The sequence below is a fragment of the Bradyrhizobium sp. Ses1 genome, assembly GCF_059512365.1.
The window spans coordinates 1-18,965 of sequence record NZ_JCAMOQ010000085.1 but is presented as its reverse complement, the minus strand read 5'-3'; the positions used below and the strand labels follow the sequence as shown (position 1 = coordinate 18,965).

Genomic DNA, 18,965 nt, shown 5'->3' with positions numbered 1-18,965 from the left:
GTCCTACCCCCGTGCTTTTTGTTGCACGGGACCCACGGGTGCAACCAGCACCCGGCTTTCCCTGCGCCCTCTGATCTTGAGGAGGGTGAAAGTTGATGCAAAGCTCGGGCAATACATGCCGCGAGAATGCGGACACATGTCTCCTCAAACTCCACCGTCATGCCCGCGAAGGCGGGCATCCAGTACCTCGCGGCGTCTCGGCTGAAGCACGACCGCCTCTGGAATACTGGATCGTCCGCCGGAGCCTGTCATCGGGCGGCCATTCGGCCGACCCGGTGGCGGACGATGACAGCGGAGAGCTGTTTGACATTCAAATCAGACCTCTCCCCGTCGTCCCGGGCTTGCGTGCCACGGCGAAGCCCCTTGGCGTAGCCGGGACCCGGGACCCATAACCACAGGCCGTTGTGATCTGCTCCGCTACAACCGCTTGCTCGCGCCACAACACCTCCCTGTGGTTATGGGTCCCCGCCTTCGCGGGACGACGGCGGTGTGAGGTTCTACGGAATCATAGGATGGGTAGAGCGCAGCAACACCCATCATTCGCGCGGCTTGCTCCATCGCGATGGGCTTCACTGCGCTCTACCCATCCTACGGGAGAGAGTCGCAAGTCATCTCGCAGGACAAGCTGCGCCGCTCTTCGCCCATGCTTCGACGAGCGCGCCCGCCTGTTTTTGTGTGCCCGGCGCGGGGGAACGGCCGAAGCCAGGGTGCCATGCCCAGCCGACCAGCGTATCTTCGCCGATGTGGTGGATCAGCTCTTCGACCTTGCGGCCGCCATTGCGGGCGGGGTCCTTGATCTGGGCACAGATCTCGGCGAGCGACTTGCCTTCCCAACCCATCTCCCGCGGCGCGAGGTGCCATTCCGGGTGGCCCGGTATACGGGCAGGCTCGAAATTGGCGTTGCCGTGACACGCCGAGCACCGTAGCGCCGCCACCCCGTGGCCGTCGGCGCCGCGTGTGACCGGCGGCTGATGCAGCCGGCCCTCGTCGCCCTGGCGCGGCCGGTCGCCGGCGGGATGGCAGTTGACGCAGCGCGGATGCGTCAGCACCTTGCCGAGTTCGGTGAACATCGCCGCCGATCGCGCGTCGCTGTCAGCGATGCCGGCAAAGCTCTCAGGCGAAGCCAGGCCGTGTGATGCGGTCTGCGAGGCCGCATAGCCCGTGACCATGCTCAGGCCGAGCGCCGCGACCACAACGACAATCCGAAAGCGCGTTTCTGAGATCATGGTCAGGCCAGATAACGCTGGGGATCGGCGAGGATCACGTCGCGGACGGACTCGTGATATTTGACGTAGCCGGTGCAGCGGCAGATATGTCCGTCGAGCGCGTCTTCGATGGTCTTCTCGAGTTCGGTGCGCGCGACCGGCTTCTTCGCGAGACGTTCCAGGAGGACCTGGGCTTCGTTCAGGAAGCCCGCGGTGCAGTAGCCGCACTGGAAGGCGAAGTGATCGATGAAGGCTTTCTGAAGCGCGGTAAGCTGGCCATTTCTCGCATGGCCCTCGACGGTCCGGATCGCCTTGCCGTTGAAGCTTGCGGCCGGCACAATGCAGGTCGGACTGGTTTCGCTGGTGCCATCGGGGTTGTCGACGATGATCGTGCAGCTCAGGCACTGTGCGGCGCCGCAGCCGAACTTGGTGCCGGTCATGCCCAGATATTCGCGCAGGAAGTCGTTCATCGAGAGATCGTCGCGCACCTCAATCGGATCGATCGCGCGGCCGTTGATCGTGATGGCAAGCCTTGTCACGCGAGCGCTCCCTTGAGCATGGCCTGGGTGACCGGCAACGAATTGAAGCGGTGGCCGGTGGCGTCGAAGATGGCGTTGAGAAGGGCAGGGACGACGGGGACCATCACGACTTCGGCCATGCCTTTCGGCGGCTCGTCCGGCGACAGTGGCGGCAGCATCTCGATCTCGAGATCGCGCAGCGGCAGATCCGATCCCCGCGCTACCAGATATTGCCCGAGGTTCCATTGCCCGTTGCCGGGACCGCCTTCGTGAGGAGGCAGCGATTCCAGCAAGGCGTAACCGACGCCCATGGCAAAGCCGCCCTGTGACTGGCCGAGCACGACTTCCGGCACCAGCGGCTGTCCGCATTCGAGCACGCTGTAGGCCTTGGCGATGCGCAGCGCGCCGGTCGTGCGCTCGATCTCGACGCGAACCAGCGTGCCGCACATGGAGGCGTAGGCCGTGCCGATCCTGTTGTTGTCGGTTGGCGGAAACCACACGCTGGTGCGATTGAGCGCGGTGAATTTCCCGCTGCCCCTGCGCACCGCGAGCGCATCGATCTCGGCGCGGTGCTGCTCGCTGCCAAACCGGAAACCCGCGCGCGACCAGGCCCAGCGCGAGAAGCTGTGGGTGATCGCGCCGGTCACGAGGTTGCGCGCATGCGCGGCTGCGGCGAGCGCCGGCAGTGCGAGCGGTGGAAGGCCGGGCAGGATGAGCTGCCCATCCTTCCAGCGCGCTTTGGCGAAATCCTTCGCCCGCGGATCGGAGGGCGGGATGCGCCAGAGTTCGAGCGCCGCCGGCCACAGGCCGTAGCGGAAGATGACGCGCGCGGCCTCGGCAGCCGCATGTGTCCCGACATGCGCGCCGATCGAGGCGCTGGTGGCCGAACTGATCGCAGGCACCCAGCGCGGATTCCTCGCAGCCGCGTCCTGGGTCTTCTGATCCATCGTGTAGGGATCGCCAGAGGTGACGAGACCGAGCGCATCATAGGTATCGATCCGGGCCACCGACACTTCGTCGGCCACCGCGCCAAGATGGATCGCGACGCGGTTGGCGAGCGCGGTTCCGATGCCATTGCCCATCTCGACATGATCGCAATGGATCGAGATCCTGCCGTCGGCTGCGATCTCGACGCGTCCGAGCGAGCAGTCCGCGCCGGTGCCGTAGTCCTTGGTGACGCAGGCGACGCCGGTGCCGACCAAGACGCCGCTGCTGGCAAGCCGCGCCTTCTCCTCGGCGCGCTGCCGCCAGATCGGATGTGTCTCGAGCTTGTTCAGGATCTCGGGCGTGCGGACCGACACGATGTACGGATTTCCCGTCATGGTCCGGCCGTTCTGCTTGAGCGCATTGCGCCGCCGGAACTCGATCGGATCGAGCAGCAAGGCGTCTGCGGCCTCGTCGATCAGCACTTCGAGCGCGGTCATGGTCTGTATGGTCCCGTAGCCGCGCATCGAGCCCGCGGTCACGCCGCGCGAATGCACGGCCACCGTGGTGACGTCGACCTTCGGCACGTCATAGATGCCGATCGCCGCCGTGGCGCCGACGACGGCCACGCTCGACGAGAAGTTCGCAAGGCCGCCGCCGTCGAGCACGTGATCGGCCGCGAAAGCCTGGATCTTGCCGGTTGCGCGGTCGATCCCGATCCGGGATCGTATCTTGAACGGATGGCGTTTGATGCCGCCCTGGAACTGCTGATAACGGTCGTGCGCAAGCCGAACCGGCCGTCCCGGAAAGAACATTGCGGCCAGCGCGACATAGAGCACGAAGGGCGTGTGGTCGCGGCCGCCGAAGCCGCCGCCGATATAGGTGAACTGCGTGTTGATCTGCGCGGGCTTGAAGGGAGGGCGCGCGTGTCCGAGCAGATACGCGATCGACTCGGTGGCTTCATAGGGCGACTGGACGCCAAGCACGAGTTCGAGATTGCCGCCCCTGTTGTCGTACCAGCCGAGGCCGCATTCCGGCTCGAGGAACATTGGATCGACCGACTGGGTCTCGAAGCTGCGGTCGAGCACCACCATTGCGGGGTTCTTCGCATCCAGCTCGGCGCGGATCTTCTCGCCGTACCGCGCCGCCTTGCCGTAGGGTGCCTGCGTCTCCTTCGCGAAGGAGGACCAGACCGGAAGCGTGGTGTCCTGCAGCCGCCCCGGCGTCACCCAGCCGGCCTGGATCGGCGAATACACATCGGGCGACTCGGGCGTTGGGCCGGCCACGCGCGTGAAGCGGAAGGCGGCGTAATTGGGCAGGGAGACCGGGCCGGTCTCTTCGCCTGACTTCACGAAGGTGCCGTCGCGCAGCGCCAGCCGCGCACGATCGAAGGCGTCGAACTGCTCGAAGATCAATAGCGCGACCGGCTGTCCCATATAAAGCGGCGTCTTGCCGACGGGGCAGAACAGATCGCCCGCATAGAATTCAGGGACGCGGGCGCCGATCTTCGCAAGCTCCTCGGCCGTCACCACGACCGACGGCTTGAGCGCGCCGCTCAGGCGTGCGAGGTCCATCCCGAGATAGACGCGCGTCGCATCGCTCGCGCGGACGAGGATCGCGTGCGACGTCGTGGCCGGCCATCCCGGCAGGTCGGCAGCGCGAAAATCGGAGGCGTAGAGCTTGGCGCCGGTGACCTTGGCGACGCCGTCGATGCGACCGCGGCCATCGGCCGCCGGATTCCAGTTTTGCCGTCCCGGCAACACCGCGCGCGCCGGAAAGCCCGCCGGCTCGGCCGCTCCCAATCGTGACAGGCTGAGCGCTATCCCGCTCGCCGTGACCCACTTCACGAACTCCCTTCGCGAAGGCCGCATGCCCCTTACCCCCCTCGGTCAACGCTGTCAGGCGTGCCCGATCTCAAATTATCGTTGCGCCCGAATCACGCACCGATACGAAAAACACTATCGCAAGTCCGCGATCGATGCGGGGCCGGGACCGGGCGTGACCAAGGTCGGCCATTGCTTCGAACCGAATGGCACGGCCGGCGGCAGAAACGTCGTCATGCCGCGCTTCTTGGTCTCGGCAGCAATCGCGACACGCGCATCGCCGCCCATCAATTCATAGTCCATGAGATGATAGTTGCCGAAGAACAGCGAACCGACCGAGCGATCCGCGATGATCCGCGTCAGCGATTCCAGCATGTCCGCGGGCGTCGTTGTGAACGAGATGGTTTCGATCAGGAGCAGGCGGTGATTGATGGCATCGGGACCAAAGAACTGCGCGAGCACGCTGAACAGCACGTTGTTCTGGCGCGCCACATAGATGGTGTTGCTCGCAGCATAGGTCTTGTCCCAGTCGGCGCCGAGCTGGGCTTTCCAGTCCGCCAGCACGCCCATCCAGTGCGCAACCTGGGTCTCTGCCGCCCATGCAACGTTCTTGGCGAGGTGTGGCGCCTGCTTCTTGCCGAAAGCCTCAAGCGTTGCAAATGGGATGACGTCCTTGGCGAGGCATTCGTCCATGAAGGCGAGGTTGTTCTGCAGGATGGCGCGGTTGTTGTCGCGCCAGCCGGCTTCCATCGGCGTGCGGTCCAGCCCATCGAGCGCCGACTGCATGCGGCTGCGATAGGCGAGCATCGAGCCGCGCCAGGATTTGTCGTCGGGATTGTCGACATAGGGGCCGGCCACTTCGGCCAAGGCCATCGTGCTGTGACCCACCGACTTCAGGAGCTGATAGACCATCGGCACCTGCGGCGCCTCTGTCGGCGCCATTCCCGGACGGTAAAGGATCATCCTGCCGCCGGCGCCCGAAAACAGCGCAAGGATGACCGGATGCTTGCTCAGGATGTTCTTCTGGAAGATCTTTGCCGCGTCGCCATACAGCTCAAACATCGCGGTGTTGAGCGCCAGCACGTCCTTGGTCGCGGTGTCGGCGGGTGTGGTGCTCGTCTTGCCGGAGATCGGCGCCATGTAGGATGGAAGGCCCTGGGCCTCCGCGCCCGCACCGCCACCGCACAACAATAAAGCCGCCACCGCCAAGCCGACGTAGCGCTGCATGCCGATCCCCCGCCCGTGATTCGCACCGATTCCTCGCCGGGCGGCAGTATTCGGCCATTCGCGTGACGCGCAAGCGACACTTGCCGTGATCAACAGCGTTGGTTGCGGGATGATTGATGCGGTCCGTAAAATAGTGCGTTCATCGAGGAGCGGCGGACCAGTCGCTTGGTCGTCCCGGGTCAAGCCCGGAACGACTCGCTTGTCAGGTCGTGAACCACAACTTCCTTACGCGAAGCTGATGTTCTGCTGCCGTAGCGGTACCGAGCGGATGCGTTTTCCGGTCGCCGCGAAGTAGGCATTCAGCACCGCGGGCGCGGCGACGCCGATGGTCGGCTCGCCGACGCCGCCCCAGAAGCCGCCGCTCGGCATCAGGATCGTCTCCACCTTCGGCATCTCGCTGATGCGCATCGAGTTGTAGGTGTCGAAGTTGGTCTGCTCGATGCGGCCGTCCTTCACGGTGCAGCCGCCATAGAACAAAGCGGAGAGGCCGTAGACGAAGGAACCCGCGACCTGCCGTTCCACCTGCGCCGGATTGACGACGTAGCCAGGATCGGTGGCAGCGACGATGCGATGCACCTTGATCTTGCTGCCGTCGGTCACCGAGATCTCGGCGGCGCCGGCGACATAGCTGCCATAGCCCATCACCTGTGCGAGCCCGCGATAGACGCCCTGCGGCGCCGGCTTGTCCCAGCCGATCCGTTCGGCGACCGCGTTCAGCACCGCCAGATGCTTCGGATGACCCGCCATCAGTTTGCGACGGAACGCGAGCGGATCCTGGCCGACCGCATGCGCGAGTTCGTCCATGAAGCTCTCGAGATAGATCGTGTTCGGATTGATGTTGACGCCACGCCAGAAGCCCGGCGGCACATGCGGATTGCGCATCGAATGTTCGATCAACAGGTTCGGGATCGAATAGCCGATCGCCGCTTCGCCGCTGGGCGCGAGCCCCTGGAATGTCGCGGGATCCATGCCGTTGATCATGGCCTCTGGCCGTAGCCGCGCCAGGATCGACTGGCCGGAGATCCGCATGCGCAGCGCGGTCAGGTTGTTGTCGGCATCGAAGGCGCCGACCATCCGGCACTGGGTAACCGGATGATAGAAGCCGTGCTGCATGTCCTCTTCGCGCGACCACAACAGCTTGATCGGCGTGCCCTGCATCTCCTTGGCGATCAAGACCGCCTGCCGCACATAATCGCTCTGGCCGCGACGGCCGAAGCCGCCGCCGAGGATCAGCTTGTGGACGTCGCATTTCTCAGGCGGAAGGCCTGAGGCTTGCACCGCGGTGGCGAAGGCCGCTTCGCCGTTCTGCGTGCCGCACCAGACATCGAGCTTCTCGCCGGTATGGAGCGCGGTCGCGTTCATCGGCTCCATCGTGGCCTGGTTCTGGTAGGGATAGTTGTAGACGGCCTCGACCACCTTTGCGGCACGCGCGATCTCCGCCATCGCATTGCCGTTCTGGTTGCCGACGAACGCCGCCTGCGACGGCTCGAGTCCTTCGGCCAGCCATTTGCTGATCGTCTCGCTCGAGGTCTTTGCGTTCGGGCCTTCGTCCCACTCGATCGGCAGCGCATCGAGTGCAGTCTTGGCGTGCCACCAGGTGTCGGCGACGACGGCAACCCCGCTGTCGCCGACGCGCACCACCTTCTTGACGCCTTTCATGTTGGCGATCTTGGCCTCGTCAAAGCTCTTCAGCTTGCCGCCGAACACCGGGCAATCCTTGATCGCGGCGTTCAACATGCCTGGCAATTTGAAGTCGATGCCATAGACCATCGCGCCGGTGGTCTTGTCGGCGGTGTCGAGGCGCTTCAGGCCCTTGCCCGCGATCTTCCAGTCTTTCGAGTCTTTCAGCTTCACATCGGACGGCGGAGAGAGCCTGCTAGCTGCTTCCGCCACCTTGCCGTAGGTCGTGGTTCGGCCCGTCGGCAGATGGGTGATGACGCTGCTCGCGGCCGAGCATTCGGAGGCCGGCACCTTCCATTCGTTCGCGGCGGCCTGGATCAGCATCAGCCGCGCGGTGGCGCCGCCCTTGCGGACGTATTCATGCGAGCCGCGGATGCCACGGCTGCCACCGGTCGAGAAATCGCCCCAGGGCCGGCCGCGCGCGGCGCTCTGGCCCGGTGTCGGATATTCGGTCGTGACCTTCGACCAGTCGCATTCGAGTTCTTCGGCAACGAGCTGCGCGAGACCGGTGAGCGAACCCTGGCCCATCTCCGAACGCGCGATGCGGATCACCACCGTATCATCCGGACGGATCACCACCCAGGCGTTGACTTCGGGCGAGCCATCGGCGGCGCGCGCCACCGCCCCGCCAAACGGAAGATTGAAGCCGAGCGCAAGGCCGGCGCCTGCCGCGGCGGTGCCAATCACGAACGCGCGGCGGTTGAGCTTGACGTGCTGATTCATGACGGCACCTCACGCGTTCGCGACGGCGTGGATCGCCTCGCGCACCTGCGCGAAGGTGCCGCAGCGGCAGATATTGGTGATGGCCTCGTCGATGTCCTGGTCGGTCGGTTTCGGGTTGTCTTTCAGAAGCGCCGCTACCGCCATGATCATGCCGGTCTGGCAATAGCCGCATTGCGGCACGTCGTGCTCGATCCAGGCCTGCTGCACCTTGTGCAGCTTGCCCTCGGCGGCAAGGCCCTCGATCGTCGTGATTTCCTTGCCATCAACTTCGCTGACGAGCACGCCGCAGGATCGCATCGCCACGCCGTCGACATGAACGGTGCAGGCGCCGCATTGTGCGATGCCGCAGCCATATTTGGTGCCGGTCAGTCCAATGTTTTCGCGAATCGCCCAGAGCAGCGGCGTATCCAGCTCGACATCGACCTCGATTTTCTTGCCGTTAATTGTGAGGTTAGCCATCGCAATCCCCTTTTGATCCAGTTCCATCAACTAGACCTCGGGGCGAGTGTGACCCGGCCACTAGAACGATTCAAATCAAGAAAATGCGTATGCAAGGAAGCAGGAACAAACCCGAGGGCGCGGTGTTCTTGATCCCTTGCGCCTCGCGCAGATCATGCGCCCTTGGGTGCGACAGCCAGCCGCAGGAAACTCATCGCGCTTCCGAGCACCGCAAATCCGGCGCCTAGCGCGAGTGCGTAGGTGGCGCCTTCGTGGCCGGCGATGGCAAAGCAGAAAGCGGCGAGCGCTGCGCCGATGGTTTGCCCGGTCAGGCGCGCGGTCGCCACGATGCCGCTGGCGCTGCCGCTGCGATGCGGCGGCGCACTGCTCATCAGTGCCTTCATATTGGGCGTCTGGAAAAAGCCGAATCCGATCCCGCAGATCACCATGCGCCAGACGATATCGGGGATGCTGGGGGAGGCGGGTAGTGTTGCCAAGAGCGTCATGCCGAGGCCGAGCAGGATCAACCCGATACCGCCAAGGATGCCGACCGGGTAACGGTCGGACAGGCGGCCGCCGATCGGCGCCATGATTCCAACAACCAGCGGCCAAGGTGTCATGAAGAAGCCGGTCTCGACCTGCGAGCGCATCAGCACGGCTTCGAAATAGAACGGCAGCGAGACGAAGGCGAGGCCCTGGATTGCGAACGAGCAGACCGCGGTTGCCGCTGATAAGGCGAACATTGGGCGGCGGAACAGGTCGATCGGCAGCATCGGCGCCGGATGATCCCGATGCCGATGCGTCAGCAGCCAGCCCAGCACGACCGCTCCCGCAACCTCGACCAGCACCAGTCCCGGCGAGGTCTTGTGCGCGGCGCTGCCGATGCCGATGATGAAGAGACCGAGGCAGCCTGAGGCCAGCACTGCGCCGGGGAGGTCGAAGGCATGCACGGCGCGCGGCGTCTGCGGCAAGGTCTTCATGCCGATGAACAGCGCGGTCAGGCCGAACGGGATGTTGATCGCAAACAGCCACGGCCAGGTTCCGAACGCCAGGATGCCGGAGGCGATCGTCGGGCCGAGGGTGAAGGCGGTTGCAACCACCAGCGCGTTATGGCCGAAGCCGCGGCCATGCATCCTGCTGGGATAGACGTAGCGGACCAGCGCGGTGTTGACGCTCATCAGCCCGCTGGCGCCGAGCCCTTGCAGCGTTCGTGCAATGAGAAGGCTGTCGAGCGACCACGCCATCGCGCAGCCGAGCGAGGCGAGCGTGAACAACAGGAGGCCGCCGAGATAGATGCGCTCGTGGCCGACGATTTCCCCGAGCGCGCCAAGCGGCAACAGCGTTGCGACCAGCGCGATCTGGTAGACGTTGACGACCCAGACCACATCCGCCGGGCTGACCTTAAGATCGGTCGCGATCGCGGGCAGGGCGATATTGGCGATCGCGGTGTCGAGCGACGCCATCGCGAGCGCGGTGAAGATCGCGGCAACGGCCCAACGCCGCTTCTCCGGCGGCAAGCCGTCCATGACCGGCGCAACTGGCGCCTTCGCCACGAGCATGTCCATTGTGGTCAGATTCCCCGGAAGGGCGGGATCCCGTCCTCTCGGTCATCTACTACGCGCGCGCGGGTTGCCACAGGTATGCGGTTGCATGATGCGTATGCGCAATTCTGCGTTCCGGCTTGGCGCCAGCCGTCCACGCGCGGCGGATCAGGCGTTGGTGCTGAGGCCGAGCCGGGCATAGATGCGCCGGGCGTAGGCGCCGAATTCGTTCGTAGTCTTGATCGGAAGCGCGCGGGGGAGGGGCAATTCGATCGGGAAATATTCCGCCATCCGAGCGGGCCCGGCGGTGAGCACGGCGCAATGGGAGCCCAGGAACACGGCCTCCTGGATGCTGTGGGTGACGAAGATGATGGTCTTGCCGCTCTCGCGCCAGATCCGCAGCATTTCGAGATTCATCTGCTCGCGCGTCAGCGCATCCAGTGCGCCGAACGGCTCGTCCATCAGGATCAGCTTGGGGTCGTGGATGAAAGCGCGGGCGATCGCGGTGCGCTGCTGCATGCCGCCCGAGAGCTGCTGCGGATATTTGTCCTCGTAGCCGGCGAGGCCGACCATCTTGAGCAGGTCGCGGGCGCGCTCCCGCGCCGCCTTGATCGGCAGGCCGACGATCTCGGCCGGCAGCAGCACATTGTCGAGGATGGTGCGCCATTTGAGCAGCAGCGCCTGCTGGAATACCATCCCGATATCGCGCGCGGGATCGAACGGCGTCTTCGCGTTGCCGATCTTGATCGTACCGCCATCGGCGCTGTGCAGGCCGGCAAGGATCTTCAGCACGGTGGTCTTGCCGCAACCGGATGGCCCGACCAGCGCCACAAGCTCGCCCTCGGCGATGTCCATTGTGACGTCGGAGACGGCAAGGAACTCGGCTCCCTTGGACCGATAGACCTTGCGGACGTTGCGCAGGCTGATGAAAGGCTCGGCCGTCATGTCAACCATTTCTGCAGGTTCGCGGCGACGAAGCCGTCGTCCGAGAGATCGGCATGCTCGCGGCAGACGCGGTCGATCTCCTGCGTCTGGCCCGGGCTGAGACCTTCGTTTGGATCGAGGCACCAGATGCCTTCCAGCAAGCCCTGGCGGCGGAGGATCTCGTGACAGCCTGCGATGCAGCCGTGGAAATTGTTGGCAACGTCGAAGAATGCGCTGTTGCAATCGGTGACGCGGGCATCGAGCGCCAGCAGATCGGCAGGCACCGTATCCTTGTGGCGCGCCGCCTTGCACATCTCGAATTGCCTGATTGCCGTCTGCGTCCACACCGACCAGTGACCGAGCAGGCCGCCTTTGAAGTAGGTGCGGGTCGTAACTCCATTCTCGCGCAGATCGAACGGCAAGGTGAGGTCGAGCAGGATATGGTCGTCATTGCCCGTATAGAGTGCGACGCGATCGAGGGCACCAGCCGCGGCGACGCCGCGCAGCACGTCGAGGGTGCGATAGCGGTTGAATGGTGCGGTCTTGATCGCGATCACATTGTCGATCGCCGCAAAGCGCCGCCAGAAGTCCGCGCTCAGGATGACGCCGCCGACCGCGGGCTGCAGGTAGAAGCCGACCAGCGGGATCTCGCGCGCCACTGCCTGGCAATGCGCGATGATGTCGTCTTCCGACGCGGCCTTCATCGCCGCGAGGCTGAGCAGGCCGGCGTGATAGCCGATATCGCGTGCGGTGCGTGCTTCCGAGATCGCCTGCTGCGTCGGGCCGGCGAGGCCTGCGACCATCGCCAGTGGCCGCTTGGTCCAGTTCGCTGCCGTCTCGGCGGCAAGCTCCAGCACCGGCCGATAGAGGCCGACCTCGCGGATTGCGAATTGCGTGGTGTGGACCCCAACTGCAAGGCCGCCGGCGCCGGCGTCGATATAATAGCGCGTTAGCGCGCGCTGATGCGTCCCGTCGAGCGCGCGATTGGCGTCAAGCGCGAGCGGATGCGCGGGCAGCACGGTGCCGTCGGCGATCAGCCTGCGTATCTCGGATTTGATCTCGCTGTGGTGCATGGCCAATCCTATCCAAATTCCGGGCCGGCGACGGCGAAGGGAAGCTGTTCGCCTTGCGTGGCGGCGCGGCCGAACCGCATGCGCTGAAACGGCCGCTCGATGTTCCAGCCGGCGCTGGTCAATCCGGCGATGAATGATTCCTGTGACGCGATCGCGTCGATCAGGAGCGGGCTGGTTTCGGTTCGGCTGATCGCGTCGACCAGCGCCAGCGCGTCCGCCGCGCTGTCCGCGAACAGTGGTCCGACGTGGCGCGCGGCGCGGCCATCGCGCACCAGCGCCATCGCGTTGCCGTGAGATAGAACGCGCGAGTTCGTGCGCGCGCCGAATTCCGCGAGCAGGGCGTTGCGCTCAAATCCCATGGCGCGCCGGTCGCGTGCGGTGAACGTGTCGATATCGGAGGCCGCGAGCGTCACGGGCGCCTCTTGCGCCGGATGTTCGAGCCGCAAGCGCCGGAGCTGCAATGTCGGCGTGAAGCCAAGTGGGCCGTACACGGTGGCGCCCGCCGGCGTCGCATCGAGCCAGGTGGTGAGGCCGCGCTGTCTTGCCGCGTCGAGACAGGCATCGACCAGCCGGGTCGCGATGCCGCGGCGGCGCCAGCGTTCGGTCACCAGCACCATGCTGATCCAGGCATTGCCGGCCGAATACGGCAGCAGCGCCGCTGTTGCGACCAGATGCGTTCCGTCGCGGACGCCGGACACGATGCCATTGCCGAGGAAGAAGCGCCAGTCGGCCTCGTTCTGGTTCCAGTGCGCTTCGGTCGACAGCGCGAGCCCGGCCGCAGCGTCGTCGACCCCGAGTTGGACAATGGCGACAGGCTCAGTATCGACCATCGCGCACCTCATATTTGGTGGGCTTGCCGAGGCTCGGCATCGCGCGTTCCACCCAGTCCGCGGTCCAGGCGATCAACTGCTCGGTGTCGACGACCGGCAGGCCGAACAGCTTGACCGCTAGCGAGGTGTCGGTCAGCCACGCCGTCGGCTCTTCCTTGCCGACGATCACGGGCTGACGGCCGAAGCGCGCGCCGAACCTGGCGGCGAGATCGCGCACCGCGAGGATCTCGTGGCCGCTGACATTGATGGGCGAAGTCGGCGTCGTGCAATGCGCCAGGCACCGCAGCGCCTGCGAGGCGGCATCGCCCTGCCAGATGAAATTGACATGGCCGAGGCTGACATCGATCGGTGTGCCCGAAAGCACCTTAGTCGCGATGTCGTGCAGCACGCCGTAGCGCATGTCGATCGCATAGTTCAGGCGGAACAGGCGGCCGGGTGTTGCGAATTTCCTGGAGAAGTATTCGAACATGCGCTCGCGCCCGACGCAGGATTGCGCGTATTCTCCCGGCGGGTTCGGCGCCATGTCCTCATCGGAGCCTTTGCCGTCAACCGGCACGAATGGATAGACGCAGCCGGTCGAGAACGCCACGATCCGCGACGCAGGGAAAGCCTGTGCGACCAGCGCTGGGACATGCGCATTCATCGCCCAGGTCAGCGACAGGTCGCCCTCGGCGCCGAATTTGCGGCCAGCCATGAAGATGATGTTCGGCGCCTTCGGCAGCGCCCTGATCGCGGCCTCATCCAACAGGTCGCAATTGATTGTCTCGATGCCGCGCTCCTCCAGCCAGTCCTTCACCGCGGGATCGCTGAAGCGGGCGACGCCGATGACGCGGCGGTCCGGTGCGGCGGCCTTGGCAAGGCCGGCCAGCGTCGGTCCCATCTTGCCGGCGACGCCGAGGATCATGATGTCGCCGTCGACCTTGCTGATATCGTCGATCAAGGCCTGGCTCGGCCGGCACAGCAGGTCGTCGAGCGCTGCAATATCCGGGATCGTCTTCGGCAAAGTGTCGCGCGTGAGCAGCATGGTTCTTCCCCTGGTTTCTTATTGCAGCCGGATGTCGGAGACCACGAACAGCCGTTCAAGGCCGAGCACCAGGCCGTAAAGCGCAACGCCGAGCAGAGTCAGCAGAACGACTGCCATCAGCATGGCCGGGGTGTCGAGCGAGGACTGCACCTGGATCATGAGATAGCCGAGCCCGCGCTCGGAGGCGATGAACTCGCCGACGATCGCGCCGGCAACCGCCAGGATAGCGCCGACTTTCATGCCGGAAAACACGTAAGGCAGCGATCCCGGCAATTGGATCTTGCGGAACAGCGTCCAGCGCGAGCCGCGCAGCGATTTGACGAGGTCGAGCAGGTCGGGCTCGACCTCGCGCAGGCCGCGTGCGGTCGTCAGCAGGATCGGAAAGAAGCAGATGCTGAAGGCGATCAGGATGTTCGGAATGATGCCGTAGGAAAACCACACGATGATCAGCGGGCCCAACGCCACTTTCGGGATCATGTTCAGGGTCACGAACAATGGTAGCAATACGAGGCTCACCAGCGGCGACCAACTGAAGATGACGGCAAGCGCGACGCCCACCAGCGCGCCAAGGCAGAAGCCGCCGAGGATTTCAGCGGCGGTGACGAGCAGGTTCGACAGCCAGGCATATTTGGCGGAGCTGAGCGTCGCGACGGTCGCGAGCGGCGAGGGCAGGATGAACTTCGGCACCTGGAACGCGTCGACCAGGACCTGCCAGAGCACGATCACGGCAAGATGCACGATCAGGATGATCGCGATGGACCGCGTGGACCGCCCGCCGTCACTGAACACCGATTGCTCCCTCGAAAATGCCGGCCGCTCCCGGCCCCCGCTCTCAGCCTAGCCCGGTCGTATCCATCTTTCAACCATCTGGTTGATTATATCGCCCCGTCATTGCGAGCGCAGCGAAGCAATCCATGGCGCCGTCCGCGGAGACGTGGATTGCTTCGCTGCGCTCGCAATGACGGCGGTGCCAGGGTCTACGGCCGGAGCGACTGCAGCACCAGGTCGGTTACGTGCCGCCGCCGGGCCCGGCGCGCGGCCGTGCTCGACAGGTCCTTGCCGAAGATCGCCGACAGCGTCGGCGTATTGGAGAAGAAGAAGTAGCTGAGTGCCGCGATCGAGATATAGAGGTGCACCGGATCGACGCCGCGTCGGAACACGCCGGCGCGCACGCCTTCATTGAGGATCTTCGAGACCATGCTGACGAGCGGCGAGTGCATGGCCTCCAGCCGGCGGGAGCCGCGGACGTGCCGGGCGCCGCCGCGGTTCTCGTCGTTCAGGAGCACGATGAAGTCGGGATGGGCGGCGAGGTGATCGAACGAGGCTTCGATCAGCTTCTTGATCGCCTGTTCGGGCGGCAGTCCCTCCAGGTTGAGCTCGCGCTCCTGCTCGCGGATCTCCTCATAGACCCATTCTAGCACGGCGAGGTAGAGCGCGTCCTTGTCGCCGAAATAATGGTAGACGAGCTGCTTGTTGACGCCGGCTCTGGCCGCGATCTCGTCGACCCTGGCGCCGGCAAGCCCGTTTTGCGCGAATTCGCGCCGCGCCGCGGTCAGGAGCTTCCGTTGCGTGGCGACGGGATCGCGTCGCTGCGGCTTTGTGTCGTCGGATCGTCTCTTCAGCATTTTCAACCAAACAGTTGACAATTACGCCTGTCCCTTGTTGCATTGGTAACGTCACAAGCAAGGTGCGACAAGGCCGGGTTGCGCACGGGGAGAGTTGCGATGAAGGGTTTGAGGCTTGCAGCCTTGACGCTGGGGTTTGCGGCGGCCTTGGCGTTTGCGCTGGCGGCGTGGGTTGCGCCGGCGCGCGCCGCCGAATCCGTCAATCTGATCCTGAACTGGACGCCGACGGCGGATCATTCGCCGTTCTATTACGCCAAGGCGCAGGGCTGGTACGAGAAGGCCGGCATCGATCTCACGATCGAGACCGGCAAGGGCTCCGGCGTCTCATCGCTGAAGGTCGGCTCCGGCGGCTCGCCGTTCGGCATCGCCGATCTCGCGACCATGCTGGTGGCCAAGAGCAAGGGCGCCGACGTGGTGGCGCTGATGAGCATCTACGCCAATACCGGGCAGACCTTCTATTGGCTGAAGAGCTACGGCGTGAACGGGGTGAAGGATTTTCCCGGCCACAAGATCGGCAACCCGCCGGGCGATGCCTCGCGCGTGATGTGGCCGGCCTTCGCCAAGGCGGCCGGGATCGCGCCTGACTCCGTCACTTTCGTCAATGTCGGCCCGACCGCGAAGATCGCGGCGCTGAAGAGCCACACGGTCGACATCATCAGCGATTTCTACAACGAGCACGATCTGAAGGCGATCGAGTTCGGTGCCGATCTCGGCTACGTCAACTGGAAGGACATCGGGCTCAATCCTTACGGCAATTCGCTGATCGTCAACGGCGCATTCCTGCAGAAGAATCCGAAACTGGTCGAGGAATTCGTGCGGGTCACGCAGAAGGCCTATGCCGCCTGCGTCGCCGACGTCGCGCCCTGCCTGAAGGCGCTGCTCGACCAGGTCTCCGGCCTCGACCGGGAGAACCAGGAACGGCAATGGGAGCGCATCAAGATCCTGATGACGGACGAGTTCACCACGACCAAGGCGCTCGGCTGGATCGACGCCGAGCGGATGAAGAAGGACTACGAGTTGGTGCACAGCTATCTCGGGATGGAAAAGCCGTTCGACGTGAACACGGCGTTTTCGACCAAGATGCTGGACACGAGCATCAAGATGGACGCGAGCAAGGTGAAGAAGTAGCGCGGCCGTTATACCACTTGCTTCCGTCATGCCCGGGCTTGTCCCGGGCATCCACGCACTTGGGCACCCGAAGGAGAGCGTGGATGGCCGGGACAAGCCCGGCCATGACGAGCATTTGACGCCATCGGTCACACGCTCATAATCCTCCTGCGTAAGCCGTGGTCGCTTTGGCTCGCGGCGGGGAGGAACAGACATGACCAACACAATCGCCAGCGAAGCTCCTAAGGACGCCTCGCCTTCCGTGGTCGCGCAGCACGCGGCGATGCTGGATGCATTGCCGTTCTCCGATACGGGTGATTTCGACGATGCCGCGCGCGGCTTCCTCGGCACCATCGAAAACGCGCATATCGCCAACGCCCAAGGCAGAGTGGTCTGGAGTCTTGCGCCTTACGGCTTCCTCTCATCGGAGGAGGCTCCGCCCACCGTCAATCCCAGCCTGTGGCGGCAATCGCGATTGAACATGCATCACGGCCTGTTCGAGGTGGTGCCCGGGGTCTACCAGGTGCGGGGGCTCGATATCGCCAACATGACGCTGATCGAGGGCGACAGCGGCGTGATCGTGGTTGATACCCTCACCTCGATCGAGGGCGCCCGCGCCGCCATCGAGCTCTATTTCAGGCACCGCGGCAGGCGTCCGGTTGTGGCAATGCTCTTCACCCATACCCACACCGATCATTGGGGCGGCGCCCGCGGGGTGCTCGATGACGAGACATTGTCGAGCGGGCAGGTGCCGATCATCGCCCCTGACATGTTCATGGAGCATGCGGTCTCCGAGAACATCATCGCAGGCCCCGCGATGTTGCGGCGTGCGCAATATCAATTCGGGCCGTTCCTGGCGAAGGGGGCGCGGGGGCAGGTCGATTGCGGGCTCGGCAAGTCGATGGCGGCCGGATCGGTGGCACTGTTGCGGCCGACCGATCTGATCCTCGCCACCGGCGACAGGCGCGTGATTAACGGCGTCGAATTCGAGTTCCAGATGGCGCCGAACAGCGAGGCACCGGCGGAGATGCATTTCTACCTGCCGCGCTACAAGCTGCTGAACCTCGCGGAAAACTGCACCCACAATTTCCACAATCTGCTGCCGTTTCGCGGCGCCGATGTGCGCGATGCCTTGGCGTGGTCGAAATATCTCGGCGAGGCGCTCAAGCTGTGGGGCGGCAAAGCGGAGGCGATGTGCGGCCAGCATCATTGGCCGGTGTGGGGTCGAGAGCGGATCGACACCATGATCCGCCAGCAGCGCGATCTCTACAAGTTCGCGCATGACCAGACCATTCGCCTGATGAACCATGGGCTGACCGCGAGCGAAATCGCGGAGACCATTCGGCTGCCGAAAAGCCTGGAGGGCGCCTGGCACGGCCGCGGCTATTACGGCCACATCCGGCACAATGCGAAGGCGATCTATCAGAAATATCTCGGCTGGTATGACGCCAACCCCGTCAATCTCGATCCGCTGCCGCCGGTCGAGTCGGGCAAAAAATACGTTGAGTATATGGGCGGCGCGGATGCGATCCTGGAACGGGCGCGGAAGGATTTCGCCAACGGCGAATTCCGCTTCGTCGCGCAGGCGGTGAGCCATCTGGTGTTCGCCGAGCCGGGCAATGCCGCGGCCCGCGCGCTGCTCGCCGACACGTTCGAGCAGCTCGGCTATGCCGCGGAAAGCGCGACCTGGCGCAACAGCTATCTGTTCGGCGCGCAGGAGTTACGGCAGGGCATGCCGAAGGCGCCGGCGCGGCCGGCGATGCCACGCGAAACGCTCGCCGCGCTCCGCACCGGACAGCTCTGGGACGTGCTCGGCATTCGCCTCAACGGCCCCAAGGCCGATGGCAAGCGCATCGTCCTGAACTGGAAGTTCACCGACACCAATGAGACCTTCATCCTCAATTTGGAGAATTGCGCGCTGACCTATGTCGCCGACACGCAAACTGGGGACGCCGATGCAAGCTTCACGCTGGCGCGCAGCACGCTGGATGAAGTCATTGCCAAGTTGACGACGTTTCCGGAGGCGGTCGCCAGCGGCAGGATCAGCGTCAGCGGCGATGCAACGCGGCTGACTGAGCTGATGACGCTGATGGATGAGTTTCCGCGAATGTTCGAGATCGTCGAGCCGAAGCGAACGACGGTGAGTTGACTGGCGCGTAGCGCGTAGATGGGGTAACGGGCCCCGGTCTGCCCTCCAAGCAAGCCGCGCTTGCTACGGCGCTATGTGTGGCGCGCTGCGCGCGGCTTGCTTGGAGGGCGGGCGGTCGTCCCTCACATTGATGGTGTGACGGAGTCGAGGATGG

15 protein-coding genes are annotated in these 18,965 nt (G+C 64.7%); 2 read left to right on the top strand and 13 right to left on the bottom strand.

Annotated elements, in window-relative coordinates; all coding sequences use genetic code 11:
* Window positions 1-608: 608 nt before the first annotated feature.
* The 13 genes from AC5ZG5_RS43595 to AC5ZG5_RS43535 form a co-directional block, all read right to left on the bottom strand.
* Window positions 609-1,226 carry an Isoquinoline 1-oxidoreductase subunit gene (locus AC5ZG5_RS43595; RefSeq protein ID WP_456642005.1) on the bottom strand — a complete coding sequence of 206 codons (618 nt, stop codon included), beginning with the start codon at window positions 1,224-1,226 and terminating at the stop codon, window positions 609-611.
* Between the two features lie 2 nt (window positions 1,227-1,228).
* Window positions 1,229-1,744, bottom strand: coding sequence for a (2Fe-2S)-binding protein (locus AC5ZG5_RS43590; protein WP_456642006.1), 516 nt, complete (start codon window positions 1,742-1,744; stop codon window positions 1,229-1,231).
* Complete coding sequence (locus AC5ZG5_RS43585; RefSeq protein ID WP_456642007.1) at window positions 1,741-4,518, bottom strand: xanthine dehydrogenase family protein molybdopterin-binding subunit; 2,778 nt, start codon at window positions 4,516-4,518, stop codon at window positions 1,741-1,743. Before AC5ZG5_RS43585 ends, AC5ZG5_RS43590 begins: the two co-directional genes overlap by 4 nt.
* 87 nt (window positions 4,519-4,605) lie before the next feature.
* A complete protein-coding gene (locus tag AC5ZG5_RS43580) occupies window positions 4,606-5,697 on the bottom strand; it encodes a hypothetical protein (RefSeq protein WP_456642008.1) in 1,092 nt (363 codons plus the stop codon).
* Between the two features lie 225 nt (window positions 5,698-5,922).
* The gene (locus tag AC5ZG5_RS43575; RefSeq protein WP_130222280.1) at window positions 5,923-8,100 is read right to left on the bottom strand and encodes a xanthine dehydrogenase family protein molybdopterin-binding subunit; all 2,178 of its coding nucleotides are present in this window, start codon (window positions 8,098-8,100) and stop codon (window positions 5,923-5,925) included.
* Window positions 8,101-8,109: 9 nt separating this feature from the next.
* Window positions 8,110-8,559: a (2Fe-2S)-binding protein gene (locus AC5ZG5_RS43570; protein ID WP_456642009.1), complete on the bottom strand. Its 450-nt coding sequence runs from the start codon at window positions 8,557-8,559 to the stop codon at window positions 8,110-8,112.
* Between the two features lie 152 nt (window positions 8,560-8,711).
* Window positions 8,712-10,103 (bottom strand): MFS transporter, encoded by a 1,392-nt coding sequence (locus AC5ZG5_RS43565; RefSeq protein WP_456642010.1) that lies wholly within the window; start codon window positions 10,101-10,103, stop codon window positions 8,712-8,714.
* Window positions 10,104-10,247: 144 nt separating this feature from the next.
* The gene (locus tag AC5ZG5_RS43560; RefSeq protein WP_456642011.1) at window positions 10,248-11,033 is read right to left on the bottom strand and encodes an ABC transporter ATP-binding protein; all 786 of its coding nucleotides are present in this window, start codon (window positions 11,031-11,033) and stop codon (window positions 10,248-10,250) included.
* Window positions 11,021-12,076: a dihydrodipicolinate synthase family protein gene (locus tag AC5ZG5_RS43555; protein WP_456642012.1), complete on the bottom strand. Its 1,056-nt coding sequence runs from the start codon at window positions 12,074-12,076 to the stop codon at window positions 11,021-11,023. Before AC5ZG5_RS43555 ends, AC5ZG5_RS43560 begins: the two co-directional genes overlap by 13 nt.
* An 8-nt stretch (window positions 12,077-12,084) precedes the next feature.
* Window positions 12,085-12,906 (bottom strand): GNAT family N-acetyltransferase, encoded by an 822-nt coding sequence (locus AC5ZG5_RS43550; protein WP_456642013.1) that lies wholly within the window; start codon window positions 12,904-12,906, stop codon window positions 12,085-12,087.
* The gene (locus AC5ZG5_RS43545; RefSeq protein WP_130222292.1) at window positions 12,893-13,930 is read right to left on the bottom strand and encodes an NAD-dependent epimerase/dehydratase family protein; all 1,038 of its coding nucleotides are present in this window, start codon (window positions 13,928-13,930) and stop codon (window positions 12,893-12,895) included. The genes AC5ZG5_RS43550 and AC5ZG5_RS43545 overlap by 14 nt, the downstream gene beginning before the upstream one ends.
* A gap of 18 nt (window positions 13,931-13,948) precedes the next feature.
* Window positions 13,949-14,719 (bottom strand): ABC transporter permease, encoded by a 771-nt coding sequence (locus AC5ZG5_RS43540; protein WP_456642014.1) that lies wholly within the window; start codon window positions 14,717-14,719, stop codon window positions 13,949-13,951.
* Window positions 14,720-14,907: 188 nt separating this feature from the next.
* Window positions 14,908-15,555: a TetR/AcrR family transcriptional regulator gene (locus tag AC5ZG5_RS43535; RefSeq protein WP_208820749.1), complete on the bottom strand. Its 648-nt coding sequence runs from the start codon at window positions 15,553-15,555 to the stop codon at window positions 14,908-14,910.
* 99 nt (window positions 15,556-15,654) lie between these two features.
* Between AC5ZG5_RS43535 and AC5ZG5_RS43530 the strand changes: the two genes are divergently transcribed.
* Together AC5ZG5_RS43530 and AC5ZG5_RS43525 are read left to right on the top strand one after the other, a co-directional pair.
* Entirely contained in the window at window positions 15,655-16,683 is a 1,029-nt protein-coding gene (locus AC5ZG5_RS43530; RefSeq protein WP_456642015.1) for an ABC transporter substrate-binding protein, read from the top strand.
* A gap of 193 nt (window positions 16,684-16,876) precedes the next feature.
* Window positions 16,877-18,811, top strand: a complete 1,935-nt coding sequence (locus AC5ZG5_RS43525; RefSeq protein ID WP_456642016.1) for an alkyl/aryl-sulfatase — start codon at window positions 16,877-16,879, stop codon at window positions 18,809-18,811.
* Window positions 18,812-18,965 lie beyond the last annotated feature (154 nt).

Excerpts from the sequence above, each read along its gene's own strand:
- AC5ZG5_RS43595 (WP_456642005.1), bottom strand. The coding sequence starts at position 1,226 with ATGATCTCAGAAACGCGCTTTCGGATTGTCGTTGTGGTCGCGGCGCTC.
- AC5ZG5_RS43585 (WP_456642007.1), bottom strand. The coding sequence starts at position 4,518 with ATGCGGCCTTCGCGAAGGGAGTTCGTGAAGTGGGTCACGGCGAGCGGG.
- AC5ZG5_RS43580 (WP_456642008.1), bottom strand. The coding sequence starts at position 5,697 with ATGCAGCGCTACGTCGGCTTGGCGGTGGCGGCTTTATTGTTGTGCGGT.
- AC5ZG5_RS43575 (WP_130222280.1), bottom strand. The coding sequence starts at position 8,100 with ATGAATCAGCACGTCAAGCTCAACCGCCGCGCGTTCGTGATTGGCACC.
- AC5ZG5_RS43570 (WP_456642009.1), bottom strand. The coding sequence starts at position 8,559 with ATGGCTAACCTCACAATTAACGGCAAGAAAATCGAGGTCGATGTCGAG.
- AC5ZG5_RS43565 (WP_456642010.1), bottom strand. The coding sequence starts at position 10,103 with ATGGACATGCTCGTGGCGAAGGCGCCAGTTGCGCCGGTCATGGACGGC.
- AC5ZG5_RS43560 (WP_456642011.1), bottom strand. The coding sequence starts at position 11,033 with ATGGTTGACATGACGGCCGAGCCTTTCATCAGCCTGCGCAACGTCCGC.
- AC5ZG5_RS43555 (WP_456642012.1), bottom strand. The coding sequence starts at position 12,076 with ATGCACCACAGCGAGATCAAATCCGAGATACGCAGGCTGATCGCCGAC.
- AC5ZG5_RS43550 (WP_456642013.1), bottom strand. The coding sequence starts at position 12,906 with ATGGTCGATACTGAGCCTGTCGCCATTGTCCAACTCGGGGTCGACGAC.
- AC5ZG5_RS43545 (WP_130222292.1), bottom strand. The coding sequence starts at position 13,930 with ATGCTGCTCACGCGCGACACTTTGCCGAAGACGATCCCGGATATTGCA.
- AC5ZG5_RS43535 (WP_208820749.1), bottom strand. The coding sequence starts at position 15,555 with ATGCTGAAGAGACGATCCGACGACACAAAGCCGCAGCGACGCGATCCC.
- AC5ZG5_RS43530 (WP_456642015.1), top strand. The coding sequence starts at position 15,655 with ATGAAGGGTTTGAGGCTTGCAGCCTTGACGCTGGGGTTTGCGGCGGCC.
- AC5ZG5_RS43525 (WP_456642016.1), top strand. The coding sequence starts at position 16,877 with ATGACCAACACAATCGCCAGCGAAGCTCCTAAGGACGCCTCGCCTTCC.